The sequence below is a fragment of the Peptoniphilus lacrimalis DSM 7455 genome, from assembly GCF_000378725.1.
GTDB classification, from domain to species: domain Bacteria; phylum Bacillota; class Clostridia; order Tissierellales; family Peptoniphilaceae; genus Peptoniphilus_A; species Peptoniphilus_A lacrimalis.
In genome coordinates, this window is sequence record NZ_KB900370.1 from 75,026 (window position 1) to 92,617 (window position 17,592).

Consider the following 17,592-nt stretch of genomic DNA (forward strand, 5'->3'; position numbering starts at 1 on the left):
AAAGATGTTCAAATTAGTTTCTATGGATTTAGATGAAACTTTGTTAACTACGGATAAAAAAATGCCTAAAGATTTTAAGGATTTTGTAAGTGGTTGCAGGGATAGGGGCATTATTCCTATTGTGGCAACTGGTAGAGAATATACGACAGCAAAAAGATTTGTTGGTGATGTAGACATAGATTTAATCTGCAATAATGGGAACTTAATTAGAAATTCAATGGATTCTAAAACTTTGTATGTAAATCCCATTTCTCATGAAGATTTAAAGGAAGTTTATAATTTAGATAAGGATAAGTCTTGCAATCTCCTTTTACATGTTAGTGGCAATAAGGATGTTGATGTAATTTATCAAGATGATGGTAAAAGGTTTATTGATGATGAATATATAAGTAGGTTTAGCAAAAGAACCGCTACATTCAAATCAATTGATGATGTATCTTTAGATGTTTTATCTATAGTTTTTACAGGAAAAAATGAAGATTTATTTAAATTGAGAGATGTTTTTAACAGCAATATATCTGATAAATTTAATATTCATCTTATGGCTATGCAAACAAGAGCCGAATATATGCTTGAAGTTTTGCAAAAAAATGGAGATAAGTTTGAGGGGCTTAAGTTTTATTGCAAAAGTAAAAATATTGATTTAAAAGATGTTGTAGCAATTGGAGATGATTCTAACGACAAAAATATCATTAAAAATTGCGGTTTAGGAATTGCGATGATAAATGCAATATCAGATGTAAAAGATGTAGCTAAACTTATTTCCAAAAAAGACAACAATAATAACGGAGCTATAGAAATTTTAAAAGAAGTATTGTGGTGATTATATGAATATTAATTGGTATCCAGGCCATATGAAAAAAACAATAGAGGATATTGAAAGGAAAAAACTCATAACAGATTTTTGCATAGAAATTATTGATGCAAGAATTCCTTTTTCTTCCTCTAATCCTCTATTAAATGAAGTAATAAAAGGTAAAAAGAAACTTATTATTTTTAATAAATCAGACCTTTGCGATGAAAATATGACCAGTAAGTGGATTTCTCACTATAAAAGTAGGGATATAAACGTTCTTAAATATAATGCCACAAAGCCAAATGTTAACGCAGTTATAAAAGCTTCTATGGAACTTATGGCAGAAGAAATAAAAAAATTTAAGGACAAGGGAATAAATCACGGAGCTTTAAAGGCGATGGTTGTAGGAATCCCAAATTCAGGCAAGTCAACTTTTATTAACGGCATAAGTGGGAGAAAATCTGCCAAAACAGGAAATACACCAGGCATAACAAAAACAAATCAATGGATTAGACTAAATAAAAATCTTCATTTTTTAGATACACCTGGAGTTTTATGGCATAAATTTCCGGAAAATGTTGGAATTAATTTAGCTTTTACAGGAGCCATTAAAGATGAAATTATGGACAGAGAAACTTTAGGCTTGAAATTAATTGAAAGATTAAATAGTATTGATAAAAATATTTTAAAGTCAAGATATGGTGTTGATACAGAAAAAAAGCCTATTGAAATAATGGAGGACATTGGCAAAAAAAGAGGAGCTTTACTAAGAGGCGCCTTGATAAATTATGAAAAAGTTTCAAGTATACTTCTTGATGAATTTAGAAAAGGCATTTTAGGAAGAATAACTTTGGAGGATATATGACTTTCACAGCCTATGAAAAAGACTATAGAAAAAAGGGAAGTAAATTAATTGCAGGAATTGATGAAGTAGGAAGAGGCAGCCTTTTTGGAGATGTTTTATCCTGTGCTATTATTATGAAAGAAGATTCCAATATTGAAGGTGTAAATGATTCAAAAAAATTAACTGCAAAAAAAAGAAAGGAACTTTATAATAAAATTCTTGAAGATTCCATTGCCGTAGGTATCGGAAGAGCAGATGCTAAAACCATAGACAAGTTAAATATAAAAATGGCAACACATCTATCTATGGTTAGAGCCATAGAAAATCTGAGAGATTCTCAAGGAAATCTTGTGGTACCTGATTTAGTCCTTATAGATGCGGAAAATATTGAAACAACAATATTTCAACATTCCATAATTAAAGGAGATGAGAATTGTTACTCAATAGCTTGCGCATCAATAATTGCAAAAGTCTACAGAGATTCACTTTGCGATAAATGGGCAACAATCTATCCAGGCTATGGTATAGAAAAACACAAGGGCTATGGGACAAAATTTCACAGAGAAGCCTTAAAAGCTTATGGACCAAGCCCCATGCACAGGAAAAGTTTTATGAATAATTTAAAAAAATGGTAATGAATAATAAAGAATTAGGAAACTTTGGCGAAAGCTTAGCCACAGACTTTTTACAAAAAAAGAATTATATAATATTAGACAGAAACTATAGAGCCTTGGGGACAGAAATTGATATCATTGCAAAAGATGGAGAAGAACTTGTCTTTGTAGAAGTAAAAACAAGAAGAAACCATAAATTTGGAGAAGCCTATGAGGCAGTAACTGAATTTAAAATGAGAAATATAATTCAAACAGCTAATGTTTACATATACAAACATGAGCTTTATAATACACAAGTTCGCTTTGATGTGATTGAAGTATATATAAACGAGAAAAGGATAAACCATATAGAAAATGCCTTTATATTAAGCTAAAAATAAAAACTTCATTCTAAAATTTATAAAATAAAATTTTTATTTTTAAATAATAAAAAATTTCAGAAATAATTTTATACTATTGAAGAAATTATAAAAAGATTAAAATATCTCTTGGAAAATTACAGTCCCAGAGATATTTTTTAATCATTATTAGAATCAGAAGAGAGATTATTTAATTTACAAGGAAGCGACATAATTATAAGGGAGTTTACATTTGCCATATGGTCTTTCATTTGCTTTTCTGCTAAGGCTATATTACCATTTTTAATCATAGAAATCAGATTCTCATGTTCAACAATAGCATAATCTTTTCTATTTTCAAATCCGCAAATATAATTGTATCTATAAAAAAGGTCATAAAACCTTTTCAACTCTTCAACCAAAAAATTGTTCCCACTAATTTTTGCCATTGAAAGGTGAAACTGTCTGTCTAAATTTAAAAACTTTAAAGGTTGGTAACTTTTTTTGTATAAAGATTTTTTTTGTAATTCACAGTTTTCTTCAAGAGCTAAAATATTTTCTTCATTACAATTTAAAGTAGCAAGTTTTACTGATAATAACTCCAAATTTTCTCTAATTTGAAAAATTTTAATATAATCATTTAGGCTCATAGGAGTTACTATATTTCTATTATTAAACTCTATAAAGCCTTCATTTTTCAATTCTTGGATTGCAGCACGGATAGGGGTGCGACTAAGCTTAAATTCTTCTGAAATCTCTACCTCTTTTAATATATCTCCTGGTTTATATTCAATAGTCATAATTTTATCTTTTAGGCTTAAATAAACTTGATATGATATATTTTTTGTATAATCACTTTGCCTGCTCATAAATAAACACCCCAATTATTAAAATTATTTTATTTTCTTTAATTATATAATCTAAGTGTTGAAATTACAAGAATCTAAATTATTAAGTTGTGTAGTTTTAAAATATAAAAATTATAATATATATTTTATAGAAGCCGAATTAATGTATACATATAAATATATAGGAAAACAGTTGACAAACAATAAAAAAAGCCTTATTATGCTAATAAGCACAAAATATATAAACTAAAAAAAGTATACATAAAATAACAGGGGGATATAATGAAATTATCTAATAGAATTTATGATATGCCTTTTTCAGGAACAAGGAAGTTAACTCCTTACATAGAAAAAGCTAAAGAAAAAGGTAAAAAGATTATTGAGTTGTATGTTGGGCAACCAGACATAAAAACACCTGAAGGTTTTTTTGACGCAATTAAAAATTTCAAACCCGAAGTTTTGGCATATGGTGCTAATAACGGAAACCCTAAACTCAGAAAAGTAATAAGTAAATATTATAAAGAAAAAGGGATTGATTTCGATTGGGATGAAATACTTATAACAATAGGAGGAAGCGAAGCTTTGTTATTTTCTCTGATTTCCATTTGCGACCCAGGAGATAAAGTTTTAGCAGTTGAGCCTTTATATACTGACTACAATACAATTGCAAAAGAATTAAATATAGAGATTAAGGCAATAACAACATCTCCAGAAAATGGATATCATCTACCTGACAAAAAAACTATTGAAGCACTCATAGATAAAGATACAAAAGGAATACTTATGAATCATCCTAATAATCCAACAGGAACTGTTTATACAGACGAAGAAGTAAATATGATTAGTGATATTGTCTTAGAAAACGATTTATTTTTAATTTCTGATGAGGTTTATAGGGAATTTGTTTATGAAGGCTTGGAATACACAAGTTTCGCACAAGTAGAAAAAATTAAAGACCATGTAATAATAGTAGATAGTATTTCAAAAAGATATAGTGCATGTGGAGCTAGGATTGGCAATATAGCATCAAAAAATAAAGATTTCATTAATAATGTTATTAAACTGTGTCAATCAAGAATATGTCCACCAACATTGGATCAGGAAGGAGCGATTGAACTTTATAAGACACCAAAAGAATATTTTAAGGAGGTGAATAATGAATATAGAAAGAGAAGAGATTTAGTTTACGGATTATTGAGTAAAATGGAAGGTATAGTTTGTCAAAAGCCAGAGGGAGCATTTTATATATGTGCAAAACTTCCCGTGGATAATGCTGAAAAGTTTTTGATATGGATGCTTGAAAACTTTGAAGATAATGGAGAAGTTGTAATGCTTTCACCTATTGAGGGATTTTATGCAAGTGAAGGCTTGGGAACTAAAGAAGTGAGAATAGCCTATGTTTTAGAAGAGGATAAATTAAAAAGAGCCATGGAAATATTAGAAAAAGCTCTTGTAAGCTATCCAAATAGAACCAATTATTAAAATGGCCAATTAAATTTTGGTACATAAATAATATATTTAAGGAGGATTTCTAATGAAAAAAAATTTACTTTATATAATGATTTTTACTATGTTAATATCACTTATGGCATGTGGCAAAAAGAATGAATCAAGTAAGGGTAGTGCTGGTGCTATTGAATTAAAATTAGGTCACGCAATGTCTGAAGGAACAAATGCTACTAACCTAATTCATGAATTTGCAGTTAAAGTTGGTGAAGAAACTGAGGGAAGAGTTAAAATTGAAGATTTTCCAAATTCTCAATTAGGTTCTGAAACAGATATGTTAGAACAAATTCAACTAGGATCATTAGATGCAGGTGCAATAATGACAGGTTCAATGCAGGCAATTGAGCCAAAAATGGCAATTGAAGATTTACCATATATGTGGAAAGATATTGATCACGCAAGAAATGCTTTTGATGGTGAATTTGGTGATTATCTAGGAAAATTAATGGAAAACTATGGATTGCAAAAAATTGGATTTATAGAGTGGGGCTACAGAGAAATAACTAATAATAAAAGACCAATTGTTAAACCAGAAGACTTAAAGGGAATGAAAATAAGAGTTGCACAAAATAAACTTCGTGTTGATGCATTTGAGAAATTAGGAGCCCTTCCTACAATGCTTGCTTTTTCAGAGTTATATGGCGCTTTGCAACAAGGAGTTGTAGATTCTCAAGAAAATCCTCTTGCAAATATCGTAGCTGCTAATTTTAATGAAGTACAAAAATATTTATCTATAACTGATCATTTTTATAATCAGGCAATGGTAGTTGTAAATAAAGATACTTGGGAAAAAATTAATGAAGATGATCGTAAAATAATTTTGGATTGTATGAATGAATTATCAGAAAAAATTAAAGATGCGAATGATAAAGATCATAATTCATATATTGAAACATTACGCTCAAAGGGTATGGAGATAAATGACAATGTAGATAAAGAAGCATTTAGAAAAGCTATGTTACCTGTATATGAAGAATGGAGTGCCACTTTTGGTGACGAATTAATGAAAATTTATAACGAAGCATCTGGCTGGTAAGGTGATTTTGTGGTATTAAAAATAAAAAATAGTTTATTAACAATATTAAAAGTTATATGCTTCTTCTGCATAGTTGGGTTAACATTTATTGTAGCTCTACAAGTTATGTCAAGAGCTTTTAAAATATCTCTTCCATGGTGTGAGGAGCTTGCTAGATTTTTCTTAATATGGTTAACTTTTGCAGGATGTTCCGTTGCACTATCTGAAGATAGACATTTATCGGTAAGTTTTTTTGTAGACCTAACTAAGGGTAATATCAACAAATTTATTGTATTGTTTGGAGAGCTTGTTATTATAATTTTCTACTTAATAATAACGATTTACGGTTTTAAATTGTCTTCTAAAACTATGCATGTATTGTCCCCAACAATGCAGTGGCCAATGGGTTTAGTATATTCTGTATTACCGATTACTTCACTTATGACATTGTATATTTTAGTGACGAAATTTTTTAGCTTTAAAAAAGGAGAAAAATTATGATATTAGGAATACTAATAGGATTTTTTACATTATTATTTCTAGGAATTCCGATAGCATTTTCAATGGGTGTTGTTACTTCAGGTATGCTAGCACTTAAAGGAATTTCTTTAGAAATGATGGTACAAAGGATGTTTGCAGGTGTTAATTCTTTCTCATTGTTAGCTTTGCCCTTATTTATATTAGCAGGAAATATTATGGGCGAAGGCGGACTTACAAAGAGATTAATGAACTTAGCGAATGCTTTAGTTGGTAAAGTGACAGGAGGATTAGCGGTAACTTCTATAGTTACTTGTGCATTATTTGGTGCAGTTTCAGGTTCAACTGCAGCAACTACTTTTGCCGTAGGTTCTGTCATGGTACCAGAAATGAAAAAACAAGGATATTCAAATTCTTTTATAGCAAGTATTATTGGACCTTCAGGAGTTTTAGGGCTAATAATACCCCCCAGTATAACGATGGTTATATTAGGTATTACAGCTAATATTTCTATAGGTGATTTATTTTTAGCAGGATTTATACCAGGAATAGCATTAGCTGCAATGTTATCAATTTATGCAAGCTATATTTCAAAAAAAAGAGGTTTTGGAATAATAAATAAAGAAAAGATTTCTAGTAAGGAGTTATTTGAAATTTTTAAAGATGGTTTTTTTCCTTTAATGACACCAGTAATCATATTAGGGGGTATATTTAGCGGTTGGATGACTTCAACTGAAGTAGCAGTAGTTGCAGTATTATACGGTTTAATTTTATCTGCTTTTTACGGAGAATTGACTTGGGAAAGATTGAAATTTGTAATGATAGATTCTGCGATAACTTCAGCAATAATTCTTATAGTTATAGCAATATGTAATTCTTTTGCTTGGTTATTAACTATTGCAAAGATACCGGAATTAATAACTGGATTCTTTTTAAAGTATGCAAATACACAGACTCAATTTTTGCTAATTGTATCAGGAATATTACTTGTATTAGGTTGTTTAACAGAAGTAACATCATTAATTATATTATTAGCACCTATATTTATGCCAATAGCTATGCAGTATAATATTAATCCTATACATTTTGGTATGGTTTTAATTATGAACTTTGCATTAGCAAATGTTACACCACCTGTGGGACTATCAACGATATGTGGATGCAGTATCACAGATAAAAATATGGGTATAGAGGATACTTTACCTTATCTAATTCATGTTATGCTAATAGTTGCTGTAGCTGTATTCCTTATAATATTTATTCCAGATTTATCGACTTTTTTAGTAAATGCTGTTAAGTAGGTTATCATGATATTAAAAAGAAATAAAAACTTAATTTTTGAAAATCCAAGAAATGGAAGAGGATTTTTGTCAGGATCTTATATAACAGACAAAGAAATATTTAATGGTGTTACAATGATTGCAGAGATGGAATTAGAACCTAATTCAGAAATAGGATATCATATGCACAAAGGAGACGGAGAGCTATATTATATTTTGGATGGAGAAGGCATTTTTGTAGAAAAAGATAATTCAACAAATGTGTCTAATGGAGATTATTGTATTATTTTCGATGGCGAAGGTCATGGATTAAAGAATACGTCAAAGCATAGAAAATTAAAATTTCTTGCAGTAGTTTTTAAGGAATATAAGCAAAGTTAAGATAAAATAAAGTACACAATAGAAAAATTAAAGTATGAATAAACGAATTTAATAAAGAACAAAAATAGTTTAATAATTTTCCTTAAACAAGTCTTGGCTTATGTCAAGGCTTGTTTTCATATAAGTTGTTTTTTCAAAGTTCGTTTATATTTTAATTTATGTTGTCAAAAGTTTTGGCTATTTTTTATAAAATTTTATAGAAATTTTTTAAAATTATGAAAAATATATTAAATTATTAAAAAATGTGGTATTATATAAAATGTAAATCAGAGTAAAACACTATGAATTATTTTTTATAAATCATAATATTTTGAAAATATGGGAGGATTTATGGCTAAAGAATTATTAAGAATTGAGAATTTAAGTGCCGGTGTAGATGATAAAGAAATTTTAAAAGATATTAGTCTTACAATTAATAGTGGAGAAGTGCATGTAATTATGGGACCTAATGGTTCCGGCAAATCAACACTTGCAAATGTAATTATGGCTAATCCGGTTTATACAGTAAATAGTGGGAAAATTTATTTAGAGGGAGAGGACATTTCTGAACTTTCTACTGACAAGAGGGCAAATAAGGGGTTATTTATGTCCTTTCAAAGTCCTGAGGAAGTTCCAGGAATTTCTGTAGAAAACTTCATAAGGACAGCTAAGATGAATAAGGAAGATAAAAATATTCCTATTATTAAATTCCAAAAGGATTTAAAGGCTGAAATGAAAGAATTATCTATGAATGAATCTTATGCTGAAAGATATTTGAATGTTGGTTTTTCAGGTGGGGAAAGGAAAAAGAGCGAGATTTTGCAAATGCTTATGCTCAACCCAAAGCTTGCTATTCTTGATGAAACAGATTCTGGTCTTGATGTTGATGCTACAAGAATCGTAGCTTCTGGAATTGAAAAGTTTTTAAATAAAGATAATGCGGTTTTGATTATTACTCACCACCAAGAACTTGTGAGAAATATTGTTCCCGATTTTGTTCATATTTTAGTGAACGGTCGTTTTGTAAAAAAAGGTGATGCTTCTTTAGTTGGCAAAATTGAAAATGAAGGTTTTGGTTGGATTAAAAATGGAGCTGAAATAGATGACTAAGAAAGAAAGAACTTATGTTGAAGATATGGACAGGGGCATTTATGATATTAAAAATGCTTTTGAATATAGATATAAAACGAGTAAGGGTCTTAATGAAGAAATTGTAAGAGAGATTTCAGAAGAAAAAAATGAACCTAAGTGGATGCTTGATTACAGGTTAAAAGCTCTTGAAATTTTTAATAATTCTAAAAATCCTGTTTGGGGGCCTGATCTTAGTGATGTTAATATTGAAGATATCACAACTTATATAAGACCTAAGGCTGATCTTTCTACTTCTTGGGAGGATTTGCCTGAAGATATAAGAAATACTTTTGATAAATTAGGTATACCTGAGGCTGAAAAGAAACAATTTTTATCTGGAGTAGGTGCTCAGTATGATAGCGAAGTTGTTTACCATTCAATCCAAAAGTATTTGAGGGATCAAGGAGTTATTTATACTGATTTTGAATCGGGTTTAAGAGAATATCCAGAGATTGTTAAAAAATATTTTGGTACTTGTATAAAACCTGAACTTCATAGGTATGCAGCTCTTCATTATGCAGTTTGGAGTGGGGGCTCTTTTGTTTATGTGCCTGAGGGAGTCAATGTCGATATTCCCCTTCAATCCTATTTTAGATTGAACGCACCAGGAGCTGGTCAATTTGAACACACTTTGATTATTTTGGAAAAAAATTCTTACTGCCATTTTATTGAAGGCTGTTCTGCCCCTAGATATAATGTTGTAAATCTTCATGCTGGTGCTGTTGAACTTTTTGTGGCTGAAAATTCTACTTTGAGATATTCAACAATTGAAAACTGGTCTAGAAATATGTATAACTTAAACACTAAGAGGGCAATAGTTGAAAAGAATGGAAAAATCCAATGGATCTCCGGTTCTTTTGGCTCAAAGGTTTCTATGTTGTATCCGACTTCTGTTTTGAAAGGAGAAGGGTCTACTAGCGAATTTACTGGTATTTCTTTTGCTGGTGCTGGTCAAAATCTTGATACAGGAGCTCAAGTTGTTCATTTAGCTCCCAATACAAATTCATTTATAGATACTAAATCAATTTCAAAAAATGGTGGAATTGCTGTTTATAGGGGATTGGTAGAATTTTCGGAAGATGCTAAAAATTCTAAAAATACTACTTCTTGTGAATCACTTATGCTTGATGAAGATTCACGTTCAGATACAATTCCTACAATACGTTTGAAAAATAGTGAAGTGGATGTTGGACACGAAGCTAAGATTGGAAAAATTTCTGATCAAGTTATATTTTATCTCATGACTAGGGGACTTTCAGAAGAAGATGCTAAACAGTTAGTAGTGAGGGGGTTTGCTGAACCTGTTGCTAAAGAACTTCCTATGGAATATGCTGTTGAAATGAATAATTTAATTAACTTGGAACTTGTGGGTTCAATTGGGTAGGTGAAAAGATGAAAATAAAAGGTAATGAACTTTCTTTTAAGACTTTTTCATGGATGAAGGTTAATGATTGTGAAATTCAAGTGCCAAAAATTGGTAAGGACCTTATTCCAATGGAATCTTCTGAAAAGTATGTTAGACATTTAAAGGAATTTGATAATTTAAAATATGGTATTTCACAAGAAGCCTTAGATCTTGTGAAAGAAGATATGAATTTATATAGAATTTATGAAACTATTAAGGGCGAAGATATAGTTTATAATCCTTGCTACTTTAAAACTGATGATGATAATCCTAATCTAGTTGATGTGCAAGATATTATTGCTCATGAAGGTTCAAAAATTAAAGTTTTCTTAGATTATTATTCTGAAGGAAAAAAGGAAAAATTTAGAAATACTCTTATAAGAATTTTAGCTGAAAAGGATACGGAAGTTTCTCTATTTGTGATTCAAAGAGAAGGCTCAGAAGCAAAATCTCTTGAATCAATTGGAATTTTTGCTCACGAAAATGCAAAAGTTAATTTGTGCCAATACCAATTGGGATGTGGCAAACTTTATACAAATTACAAATGCCTTTTAGATGGTAAAAAATCAGAAGCTCATGTAAATTCAGTTTATTTTGGTCAAGGAGAGGAAGAACTTAATCTATTTTATGAAATGACTCATAAGGGAGAAAAAACTACAAGCAGTATTTTGGTTAATGGTGCTTTAAAGGATAAGGCTTATAAAAATTTCAAGTCAAACCTTGACTTCTTGGAAGGATGTAATGATGCCGTTGGAAGCGAAGGAGAGTTTGCAGTCCTTCTTTCTGATGATGTTCATTCAATTTCTGTTCCCCTTATGTTATGTCATGAAGATGATGTAGAAGGAAATCACGCTTCTTCATCAGGAAAGATTGACCCTCAAATTTTATTTTATATTATGTCAAGAGGATTTTCTTATGATGAAGCTGAAGCTTTGATTATTGAATCTAAGTTTTCTCAAGCCATAGATTTATTGGATAATGAAGAGCTTGAAGAAGAAGTTTGGCAATCAGTTAGAAAGATTTTGGTGAAATAAATGTTATCAAGGGAAGAAATTTTAGATATTAGAAAAGATTATCCTTTTTTAAATTTAAAAGTAAACGGGAAAAATATTGTTTATTTGGACAATGCTGCCACTACTCAAAAACCCCAAGTCATTATAGATAATATCGCAAAATTTTATAGGGGAGAAAATGGCAATCCTCACAGAGGTGCACATTACCTCGCTATGAAATCTACTGAAGTTTACGAGGGAGCTAGGGAAACTGTAAGAAAATTTATAAATGCAAAAAGTCCAAATGAAATAGTTTTTGTAAGAAATGCAACAGAAGCCTTAAATTTATTAGCTTATTCTTATGGGCTTAATAATTTAAAAAAAGGTGATGAAATTTTAATTTCTATTATGGAACATCATTCAAATTTAGTGCCATGGCAAATGGTCGCTAAAAAGACTGGAGCAATTTTAAAATATCTTTACGTTGATAAAGATGGGCAAATTCCTTTTGAAGAAATTGAAAATAAGGTTAATAAAAACACCAAAATATTTTCTTGCACTCTTGCTTCAAATGTATTAGGTACTGTACCTGATGCAAAAAAAATAATAAAATATGTTAGAAAAAATTCAGATGCTGTAATTATTTCTGATGGAGCTCAATATGTGCCTCATCACAAAATTGATGTATGTGATTTGGATTGTGATTTTCTTGCTTTTTCAGGTCATAAAATGTATTCTGCTACAGGCATAGGTGTATTATATGGTAAAGAAGAACTTTTAAATTCTCTTAGTCCATTCCTTAGTGGTGGAGATATGATTGAGTATGTTTATGAAGATAAATCAACATTTTTGAAATCGCCACAAAGGTTTGAAGCTGGAACTCAAAATGTTGAGGGAGCAGTTTCTTTAGCATCTGCAATAAATTATGTAGAAAGCATTGGTCTTGAAAAAATTGATGAATACGAAAAATATCTTACAAAATATTGTTACGAAAAAATTTCAAAACTTAATTATCTAGATGTATATACTACACCTGATGAAAATAGAGCTCCTGTTATATCTTTTAATTTCAAACAAGCTCACCCTCATGATGTGGCATCTATCATAGATAACTATGGAATTGGAGTAAGAAGTGGTCATCATTGTGCCCAAGTGTTGCATAGATTTTTAGGTTGCAATTTTTCAGTAAGGGCATCATTTGCTATTTATAATACAGTTGAAGAAGTAGATTATTTTATTGAACATTTAGAAGACGTAAGGAGGATGTTGGGAATTGAATCTTAATCAAATTTATACTCAAATGGTTCTCGAACAATCAAAAAATAAGAGAAACAGAAGAGATTTGGATCATGCAACTCATAAAGAACTTGGACATAATCCTAGCTGTGGTGATGAAATAACTTTACAATTAGATGTTGAAGATGGAATAATTAAAGATATTTCATATACAGGTCAAGGGTGTGCAATTTCACAAGCATCAACTTCTATTATGTGCGATACAGTTAAGGGTCTAAAGGTTGAAGAAGCCATAGAACTTAGTAAAAAATTTATTGGCATGATAAAAGGACAAATTAGAGATGAGGAAGAACTCGAAGATTTGGGAGATGGCATAGCCTTTATAAATATAAGGAATATGCCAGCAAGAGTTAAATGTGCAGTGCTTTCTTGGTACACTTTAAAAGATATTTTAGAAAATGACAAGAGGGAAGGTAGTTTTACACCTTGAGGAGGGAAAAATGAAACTATCAACTAAAGGCAGATATGGACTTATGGCTATGTATAGATTGAGTCAAAATTCTGGCAAGGGTCCAATGTCTTTAAAAGATATTGCAGATATTGAAAATTTATCGGAAGCATATTTGGAGCAGTTATTTGCCCTTCTTAAAAAGAAAGGTTTAGTTATTTCTGTAAGAGGAGCAGGAGGAGGCTATGAGCTTGCCAAAGCTCCTAATGAAATTCATATTGGAGATATAATTAATGCACTCGAAGGAGATATAAAACTTTCTTGTTGTGATACAAATAAAAGATTGGAATGTGCAAAAATTAATGGGTGTCCAACAAAGGACATATTAAAAGAATTACAGAGCAGAATGGAAGAAGTCATGGATTCCTTAACTCTAGCTGATATGTGAGGCGATTATTATTATTTATATGGATAATGCCGCTACAACTAAGATAAAAGATAAAGTGCTTGACGCAATGCTTCCTTATCTAAAGGAAAATTATGGCAATGCTTCAAGCATTTATTCCCTGGGACAAAAATCAAAGGCGGCAATTGAAAATTCAAGGGAAATAATAGCTAAAGCTTTAAATGTTCAGTCAAAGGAAATATACTTCACGTCTGGAGGTTCTGAATCTGATAATTGGGCTTTAAAGGGAAGTTTAAAAAATAATAAAATAAATCATATAATAACTTCAAAAATTGAGCATGAAGCAGTAATTAATTCCTGCAAATTCATTGAATCTTGGGGAAATAAAGTTGATTATATTTCTGTTGATGGGGAAGGTTTTGTAAATTTAGAAGAATTACAAGAAAAAATAACAGAAGATACAAATCTTGTTTCAATAATGTATGCAAATAATGAAGTTGGAACTATTGAACCTATTGATGAAATTATAAAAATATGTAATGATAAAGATGTGCCTATTCATGTGGATGCTGTTCAGGCTCTTGGCTCATTAGAAATAGACTTATCAGATAAAAATGTTGATATGATGAGTTTTTCAGGACATAAAATTGGAGCTCCCAAGGGAGTTGGTATTTTATATGTTAGAGATGGTTTTGAAATATCATCTTTTATCCATGGTGGTGAGCAAGAAAGAAGAAAAAGAGCATCAACAGAAAATGTAGCTTCTATTGTAGGACTTGGTTTAGCAGTAGAAGACGCAGTAAATAATTTGGAAGAGAGAAAAAAATACACAGAAAAATTAAGAGATTATTTTATAGAAAAACTTTTGAGCCTTCCGGGAGTTAAATTAAATGGTTCTCGTCAAAATAGGCTTTGTGGAAATATTAATATTTCTTTTTCTAACCTACAAAAACAAGTTCTTTTACCATTTCTTGACTTGCATGGTATTTGTGCTTCTCAAGGCTCTGCCTGTACTGCAGGTTCTTTGAAACCCTCCCATGTACTTTTGGCTATGGGAAAATCTCAAGAAGAGGCAAATAATCCTCTAAGACTTACTATTAATTATAATAATACTAAAGATGAAGTGGATTATGTCTTTGAAATTATAAAAGAAGCTGTTAATAAATTTAAAGTGGTGGTTTAATGATAGAACAAATTTCAGGAAATACAGGAAGATTTGTTGTCTATGCTATAGTTACTCTTTCTATTTTACTTTTGTCGCTGATGATTTATTATCTAATAAATATTGGAAATAGATTTATTGAGGGTGATAAGAGAATAAAAATAGATTTAAAACTTATCATAAAAATATTTATAGCTATAGTCATCTTGTATTTAGTAACTATAATTTTTGAAAAATATACAATATTAGGCTATACTCTATGGTCTCTTATAATAGGAATAATTTTTGCCTATGTTATTGACCCTATAGTAAATTTTTTAGAAAGAAAGGGCATAAAAAGACCTTTTGGAGTAATTATTGTATATATAACAACATTAATAGTTTTTGCAATACTATTGGTAACAGTGATACCTAAAACTATAACAGAAATTACAAATTTGTTGGCATCTCTGCCACCAATGATAGACTCCATGTCTAGAGGATTTACTAAGTTTTTTTATAAGCTTGCTGAAGACTACAATATAAATTTACCACCATCATTTTTAAATATGCTTAGTGGCACTACTGATGGTGTTAGTAAATCTGCAAAGCTTGTGACAAATACGCAAGATCCTTTGACAAATATGTTCAATTCTTTTTCTAATGCAATAACAAATATTTTAGACAACGTGCAAAAATCTGCCCTAGATTCTTTAAGAAGTGTAGTAGTAAAATTATATGGTCTTGTTACATCAACATTAAAAATAGTTTTGGTTTTAATTTTCTCCTTTTATTTTTCCATCGGAAAAGAAAAGTATTTAAAATCTTTTAAAAAATCTATCCCCAACAAATATCGAGATGATGTTAATTATTTGGCAGTAAGAATCAATACATCTTTGCAACAATTTATTAGGGGAAGGCTCTTGCTTGCATTATTTGTTGGATTTTTGACTATGATATATCTATTGATTTTAAGAGTTGATTTTGCCATAGTAATTGGAATGATAACTTGTATAGCAGATATTATTCCCTATATAGGTCCATTTTTAGGATTTGTGCCGGCTGTCTTATTTGCATTTATGGATGCACCTTTAAAGGCTCTTTGGGTTTCAATTTTATTCATCCTTATACAATGGGCAGAAAATAATATATTAGCTCCAAAACTTATAGGAGATTCAACAGGTTTAAATCCTTTAGCTGTTTTAATTTCCATAATAATTGGAGGAGGAATATTTGGTATTTGGGGAATGGTGGTTTCCGTTCCTTTGGTTTCAATAATTTTAATTTTGCTAGATTTTTTCAAATTAAAATACAATGAAAATAAAGTAGAATAGTTTTATATTAACTTCAAATTGAAATAATTTTAGTAGAGAACTATAAAATTTTATTTAAAGATTAGTAAAAGCTTCAAATTTATGGTGTAAGCACTATATTTTGAAGCTTTTTTGTTATAATAATTTAGAGGTGAGATGATGAATTTAGAAAAAATGTTTGATAAATATGCAGATTTAGTGATTAAATGTGCTTTAAAGATAAAAGCTGGCGATATTCTTGTGATAAGAAGCCCTATAGAAGCATCTTCGCTTACTGAAAATCTTGTAAAGAAGGCTTATGAAGAAGGTGCTAAAAAAGTTCAAGTAGATTATAGTGATGAAAATATTACCAAGCTAAAATATACTTATGAAAGTGAGGAAACTTTAAGTCAAGTTCCTGAATTTCTAATAGAAAAAGAAAATTATTTTATAAATAAAAAAGCAAAATATCTATCTATTACTGGGGGAAATCCTGAACTTTTTAAAGGGATTGATTCTTCAAAGATTAAGGCAGCAAATGTTGCAAATGGGATTGCCTTCAAAGATTTTTCCGAAAAATTGATGTCAAATTATACTTCATGGTGTGTAATAGGGGCTGCCACAAAGGCTTGGGCAGCAAAAGTTTTTCCTGATTTAGACGAGGATGAGGCAAAATTAAAATTATGGGAAGAAATATTTTATACAGTGAGATTATTCGATGATGACCCAGTTGAGTCTATGAATAAACATATAGAAAATTTGGATAAATATGCTGAGTTTTTAAATAAAAATAATTTTAGATACCTTCATTATAAGTCAAAAAAAGGTACAGACTTAATTGTTGAACTGCCCAAGGGCTATATCTTTGTTGGATCAGAGGAAAAAAATTCTTTTGGAGAAGATTTTGTAGCCAATGTGCCAAGTGAAGAAGTTTTTTCCCTACCTCATAAGTATGGAGTAAATGGCATAGTATATAACACTAAACCTCTAAATCACAGTGGCGTTATAATTGATAAGTTTTATTTAAGATTTAAAGACGGTAAAGTTATTGATTTTGATGCTGAAGTTGGACTTGATGAATTAAAAAATATTCTTAGCAGTGCAAAAGATTCTGATAGATTAGGAGAAGTTGCCCTAGTTCCATATGACTCTCCAATATCTAAGAGAAATATTTTATTTCTTAATACCCTCTACGATGAAAATGCCTCATGCCATTTTGCCTTGGGCAAGGCATACCCAACTTGCCTTAAAGGTGGAGAAAATATTGACGAAAAAGATTATGATAAATATGGCATAAATGATTCAATTGTCCATGTTGATTTTATGGTAGGAGATGAAAGCACACAAATAACTGGTCAAAGATGGGACGGAACCATTGTAAAAATTTTTGAAAATGGAAATTTTGCCATATAAAAAATTAAAAATTTAATAAATTTCTATTGACCAGCTCATATAAAAATGAT

General features: G+C 30.1%; 19 protein-coding genes. 18 read left to right on the forward strand and 1 reads right to left on the reverse strand.

Translation table 11 applies throughout. From position 1 onward, the window contains the following. Positions 1–4: 4 nt before the first annotated feature. Genes F594_RS0104315 through F594_RS0104330 form a run of 4 tightly spaced genes read left to right on the forward strand, consistent with a single transcriptional unit; the run spans position 5 to position 2,628 of the window. Entirely contained in the window at positions 5–823 is an 819-nt protein-coding gene (locus F594_RS0104315; RefSeq protein WP_019034674.1) for an HAD-IIB family hydrolase, read from the forward strand. Positions 824–827: 4 nt separating this feature from the next. Beyond that, positions 828–1,661, forward strand: coding sequence for a ribosome biogenesis GTPase YlqF (gene ylqF / locus F594_RS0104320; protein WP_019034675.1), 834 nt, complete (start codon positions 828–830; stop codon positions 1,659–1,661). Next, a complete protein-coding gene (locus F594_RS09210; RefSeq protein ID WP_019034676.1) occupies positions 1,658–2,275 on the forward strand; it encodes a ribonuclease HII in 618 nt (205 codons plus the stop codon). Before ylqF ends, F594_RS09210 begins: the two co-directional genes overlap by 4 nt. Next, positions 2,275–2,628, forward strand: coding sequence for a YraN family protein (locus tag F594_RS0104330; RefSeq protein ID WP_019034677.1), 354 nt, complete (start codon positions 2,275–2,277; stop codon positions 2,626–2,628). The genes F594_RS09210 and F594_RS0104330 overlap by 1 nt, the downstream gene beginning before the upstream one ends. 143 nt (positions 2,629–2,771) lie before the next feature. Here F594_RS0104330 and F594_RS0104335 read toward each other — a convergent pair whose 3' ends face one another. Beyond that, positions 2,772–3,461: a GntR family transcriptional regulator gene (locus F594_RS0104335; protein WP_019034678.1), complete on the reverse strand. Its 690-nt coding sequence runs from the start codon at positions 3,459–3,461 to the stop codon at positions 2,772–2,774. Positions 3,462–3,722: 261 nt separating this feature from the next. Between F594_RS0104335 and F594_RS0104340 the strand changes: the two genes are divergently transcribed. The 14 genes from F594_RS0104340 to F594_RS0104405 all read left to right on the forward strand — a co-directional run bounded on the left by F594_RS0104340 (position 3,723) and on the right by F594_RS0104405 (position 17,542). Continuing rightward, positions 3,723–4,922: a pyridoxal phosphate-dependent aminotransferase gene (locus F594_RS0104340; protein ID WP_019034679.1), complete on the forward strand. Its 1,200-nt coding sequence runs from the start codon at positions 3,723–3,725 to the stop codon at positions 4,920–4,922. Positions 4,923–4,974: 52 nt separating this feature from the next. Then, on the forward strand, positions 4,975–5,982 hold the full coding sequence (locus tag F594_RS0104345; protein ID WP_009345049.1) for a TRAP transporter substrate-binding protein: 1,008 nt from the start codon (positions 4,975–4,977) through the stop codon (positions 5,980–5,982). Positions 5,983–5,991: 9 nt separating this feature from the next. Continuing rightward, a complete protein-coding gene (locus tag F594_RS0104350; RefSeq protein WP_019034680.1) occupies positions 5,992–6,462 on the forward strand; it encodes a TRAP transporter small permease in 471 nt (156 codons plus the stop codon). After that, positions 6,459–7,739: a TRAP transporter large permease gene (locus tag F594_RS0104355; protein WP_019034681.1), complete on the forward strand. Its 1,281-nt coding sequence runs from the start codon at positions 6,459–6,461 to the stop codon at positions 7,737–7,739. Before F594_RS0104350 ends, F594_RS0104355 begins: the two co-directional genes overlap by 4 nt. Before the next feature lie 6 nt (positions 7,740–7,745). Beyond that, positions 7,746–8,099, forward strand: coding sequence for a cupin domain-containing protein (locus F594_RS0104360; protein ID WP_009345054.1), 354 nt, complete (start codon positions 7,746–7,748; stop codon positions 8,097–8,099). Between the two features lie 330 nt (positions 8,100–8,429). Then, on the forward strand, positions 8,430–9,188 hold the full coding sequence (sufC, locus tag F594_RS0104365) for a Fe-S cluster assembly ATPase SufC (RefSeq protein ID WP_009344885.1): 759 nt from the start codon (positions 8,430–8,432) through the stop codon (positions 9,186–9,188). Then, the gene (gene sufB, locus F594_RS0104370; RefSeq protein ID WP_004825256.1) at positions 9,181–10,593 is read left to right on the forward strand and encodes a Fe-S cluster assembly protein SufB; all 1,413 of its coding nucleotides are present in this window, start codon (positions 9,181–9,183) and stop codon (positions 10,591–10,593) included. The genes sufC and sufB overlap by 8 nt, the downstream gene beginning before the upstream one ends. Before the next feature lie 8 nt (positions 10,594–10,601). Next, positions 10,602–11,648 carry a SufB/SufD family protein gene (locus F594_RS0104375; protein ID WP_004825221.1) on the forward strand — a complete coding sequence of 349 codons (1,047 nt, stop codon included), beginning with the start codon at positions 10,602–10,604 and terminating at the stop codon, positions 11,646–11,648. Further along, positions 11,649–12,890 carry a cysteine desulfurase gene (locus tag F594_RS0104380; RefSeq protein ID WP_019034682.1) on the forward strand — a complete coding sequence of 414 codons (1,242 nt, stop codon included), beginning with the start codon at positions 11,649–11,651 and terminating at the stop codon, positions 12,888–12,890. Continuing rightward, the gene (gene sufU, locus F594_RS0104385; RefSeq protein ID WP_019034683.1) at positions 12,880–13,332 is read left to right on the forward strand and encodes a Fe-S cluster assembly sulfur transfer protein SufU; all 453 of its coding nucleotides are present in this window, start codon (positions 12,880–12,882) and stop codon (positions 13,330–13,332) included. The genes F594_RS0104380 and sufU overlap by 11 nt, the downstream gene beginning before the upstream one ends. A gap of 10 nt (positions 13,333–13,342) precedes the next feature. Then, on the forward strand, positions 13,343–13,738 hold the full coding sequence (locus F594_RS0104390) for an RrF2 family transcriptional regulator (protein WP_019034684.1): 396 nt from the start codon (positions 13,343–13,345) through the stop codon (positions 13,736–13,738). Between the two features lie 19 nt (positions 13,739–13,757). Further along, a complete protein-coding gene (locus F594_RS0104395) occupies positions 13,758–14,879 on the forward strand; it encodes a cysteine desulfurase family protein (protein ID WP_019034685.1) in 1,122 nt (373 codons plus the stop codon). Continuing rightward, the gene (locus tag F594_RS0104400) at positions 14,879–16,171 is read left to right on the forward strand and encodes an AI-2E family transporter (RefSeq protein ID WP_019034686.1); all 1,293 of its coding nucleotides are present in this window, start codon (positions 14,879–14,881) and stop codon (positions 16,169–16,171) included. The genes F594_RS0104395 and F594_RS0104400 overlap by 1 nt, the downstream gene beginning before the upstream one ends. A gap of 138 nt (positions 16,172–16,309) precedes the next feature. Beyond that, positions 16,310–17,542, forward strand: a complete 1,233-nt coding sequence (locus F594_RS0104405) for an aminopeptidase (RefSeq protein WP_019034687.1) — start codon at positions 16,310–16,312, stop codon at positions 17,540–17,542. The last annotated feature ends 50 nt before the right edge of the window (positions 17,543–17,592 follow it).

What these genes read in the sequence shown, in the direction of transcription:
- F594_RS0104315 (WP_019034674.1), top strand. Translation starts at nt 5, where the DNA reads ATGTTCAAATTAGTTTCTATGGATTTAGATGAAACTTTGTTAACTACG.
- ylqF (WP_019034675.1), top strand. Translation starts at nt 828, where the DNA reads ATGAATATTAATTGGTATCCAGGCCATATGAAAAAAACAATAGAGGAT.
- F594_RS09210 (WP_019034676.1), top strand. Translation starts at nt 1,658, where the DNA reads ATGACTTTCACAGCCTATGAAAAAGACTATAGAAAAAAGGGAAGTAAA.
- F594_RS0104330 (WP_019034677.1), top strand. Translation starts at nt 2,275, where the DNA reads ATGAATAATAAAGAATTAGGAAACTTTGGCGAAAGCTTAGCCACAGAC.
- F594_RS0104335 (WP_019034678.1), bottom strand. Translation starts at nt 3,461, where the DNA reads ATGAGCAGGCAAAGTGATTATACAAAAAATATATCATATCAAGTTTAT.
- F594_RS0104340 (WP_019034679.1), top strand. Translation starts at nt 3,723, where the DNA reads ATGAAATTATCTAATAGAATTTATGATATGCCTTTTTCAGGAACAAGG.
- F594_RS0104345 (WP_009345049.1), top strand. Translation starts at nt 4,975, where the DNA reads ATGAAAAAAAATTTACTTTATATAATGATTTTTACTATGTTAATATCA.
- F594_RS0104355 (WP_019034681.1), top strand. Translation starts at nt 6,459, where the DNA reads ATGATATTAGGAATACTAATAGGATTTTTTACATTATTATTTCTAGGA.
- F594_RS0104360 (WP_009345054.1), top strand. Translation starts at nt 7,746, where the DNA reads ATGATATTAAAAAGAAATAAAAACTTAATTTTTGAAAATCCAAGAAAT.
- sufC (WP_009344885.1), top strand. Translation starts at nt 8,430, where the DNA reads ATGGCTAAAGAATTATTAAGAATTGAGAATTTAAGTGCCGGTGTAGAT.
- sufB (WP_004825256.1), top strand. Translation starts at nt 9,181, where the DNA reads ATGACTAAGAAAGAAAGAACTTATGTTGAAGATATGGACAGGGGCATT.
- F594_RS0104375 (WP_004825221.1), top strand. Translation starts at nt 10,602, where the DNA reads ATGAAAATAAAAGGTAATGAACTTTCTTTTAAGACTTTTTCATGGATG.
- F594_RS0104380 (WP_019034682.1), top strand. Translation starts at nt 11,649, where the DNA reads ATGTTATCAAGGGAAGAAATTTTAGATATTAGAAAAGATTATCCTTTT.
- F594_RS0104390 (WP_019034684.1), top strand. Translation starts at nt 13,343, where the DNA reads ATGAAACTATCAACTAAAGGCAGATATGGACTTATGGCTATGTATAGA.
- F594_RS0104395 (WP_019034685.1), top strand. Translation starts at nt 13,758, where the DNA reads ATGGATAATGCCGCTACAACTAAGATAAAAGATAAAGTGCTTGACGCA.
- F594_RS0104400 (WP_019034686.1), top strand. Translation starts at nt 14,879, where the DNA reads ATGATAGAACAAATTTCAGGAAATACAGGAAGATTTGTTGTCTATGCT.
- F594_RS0104405 (WP_019034687.1), top strand. Translation starts at nt 16,310, where the DNA reads ATGAATTTAGAAAAAATGTTTGATAAATATGCAGATTTAGTGATTAAA.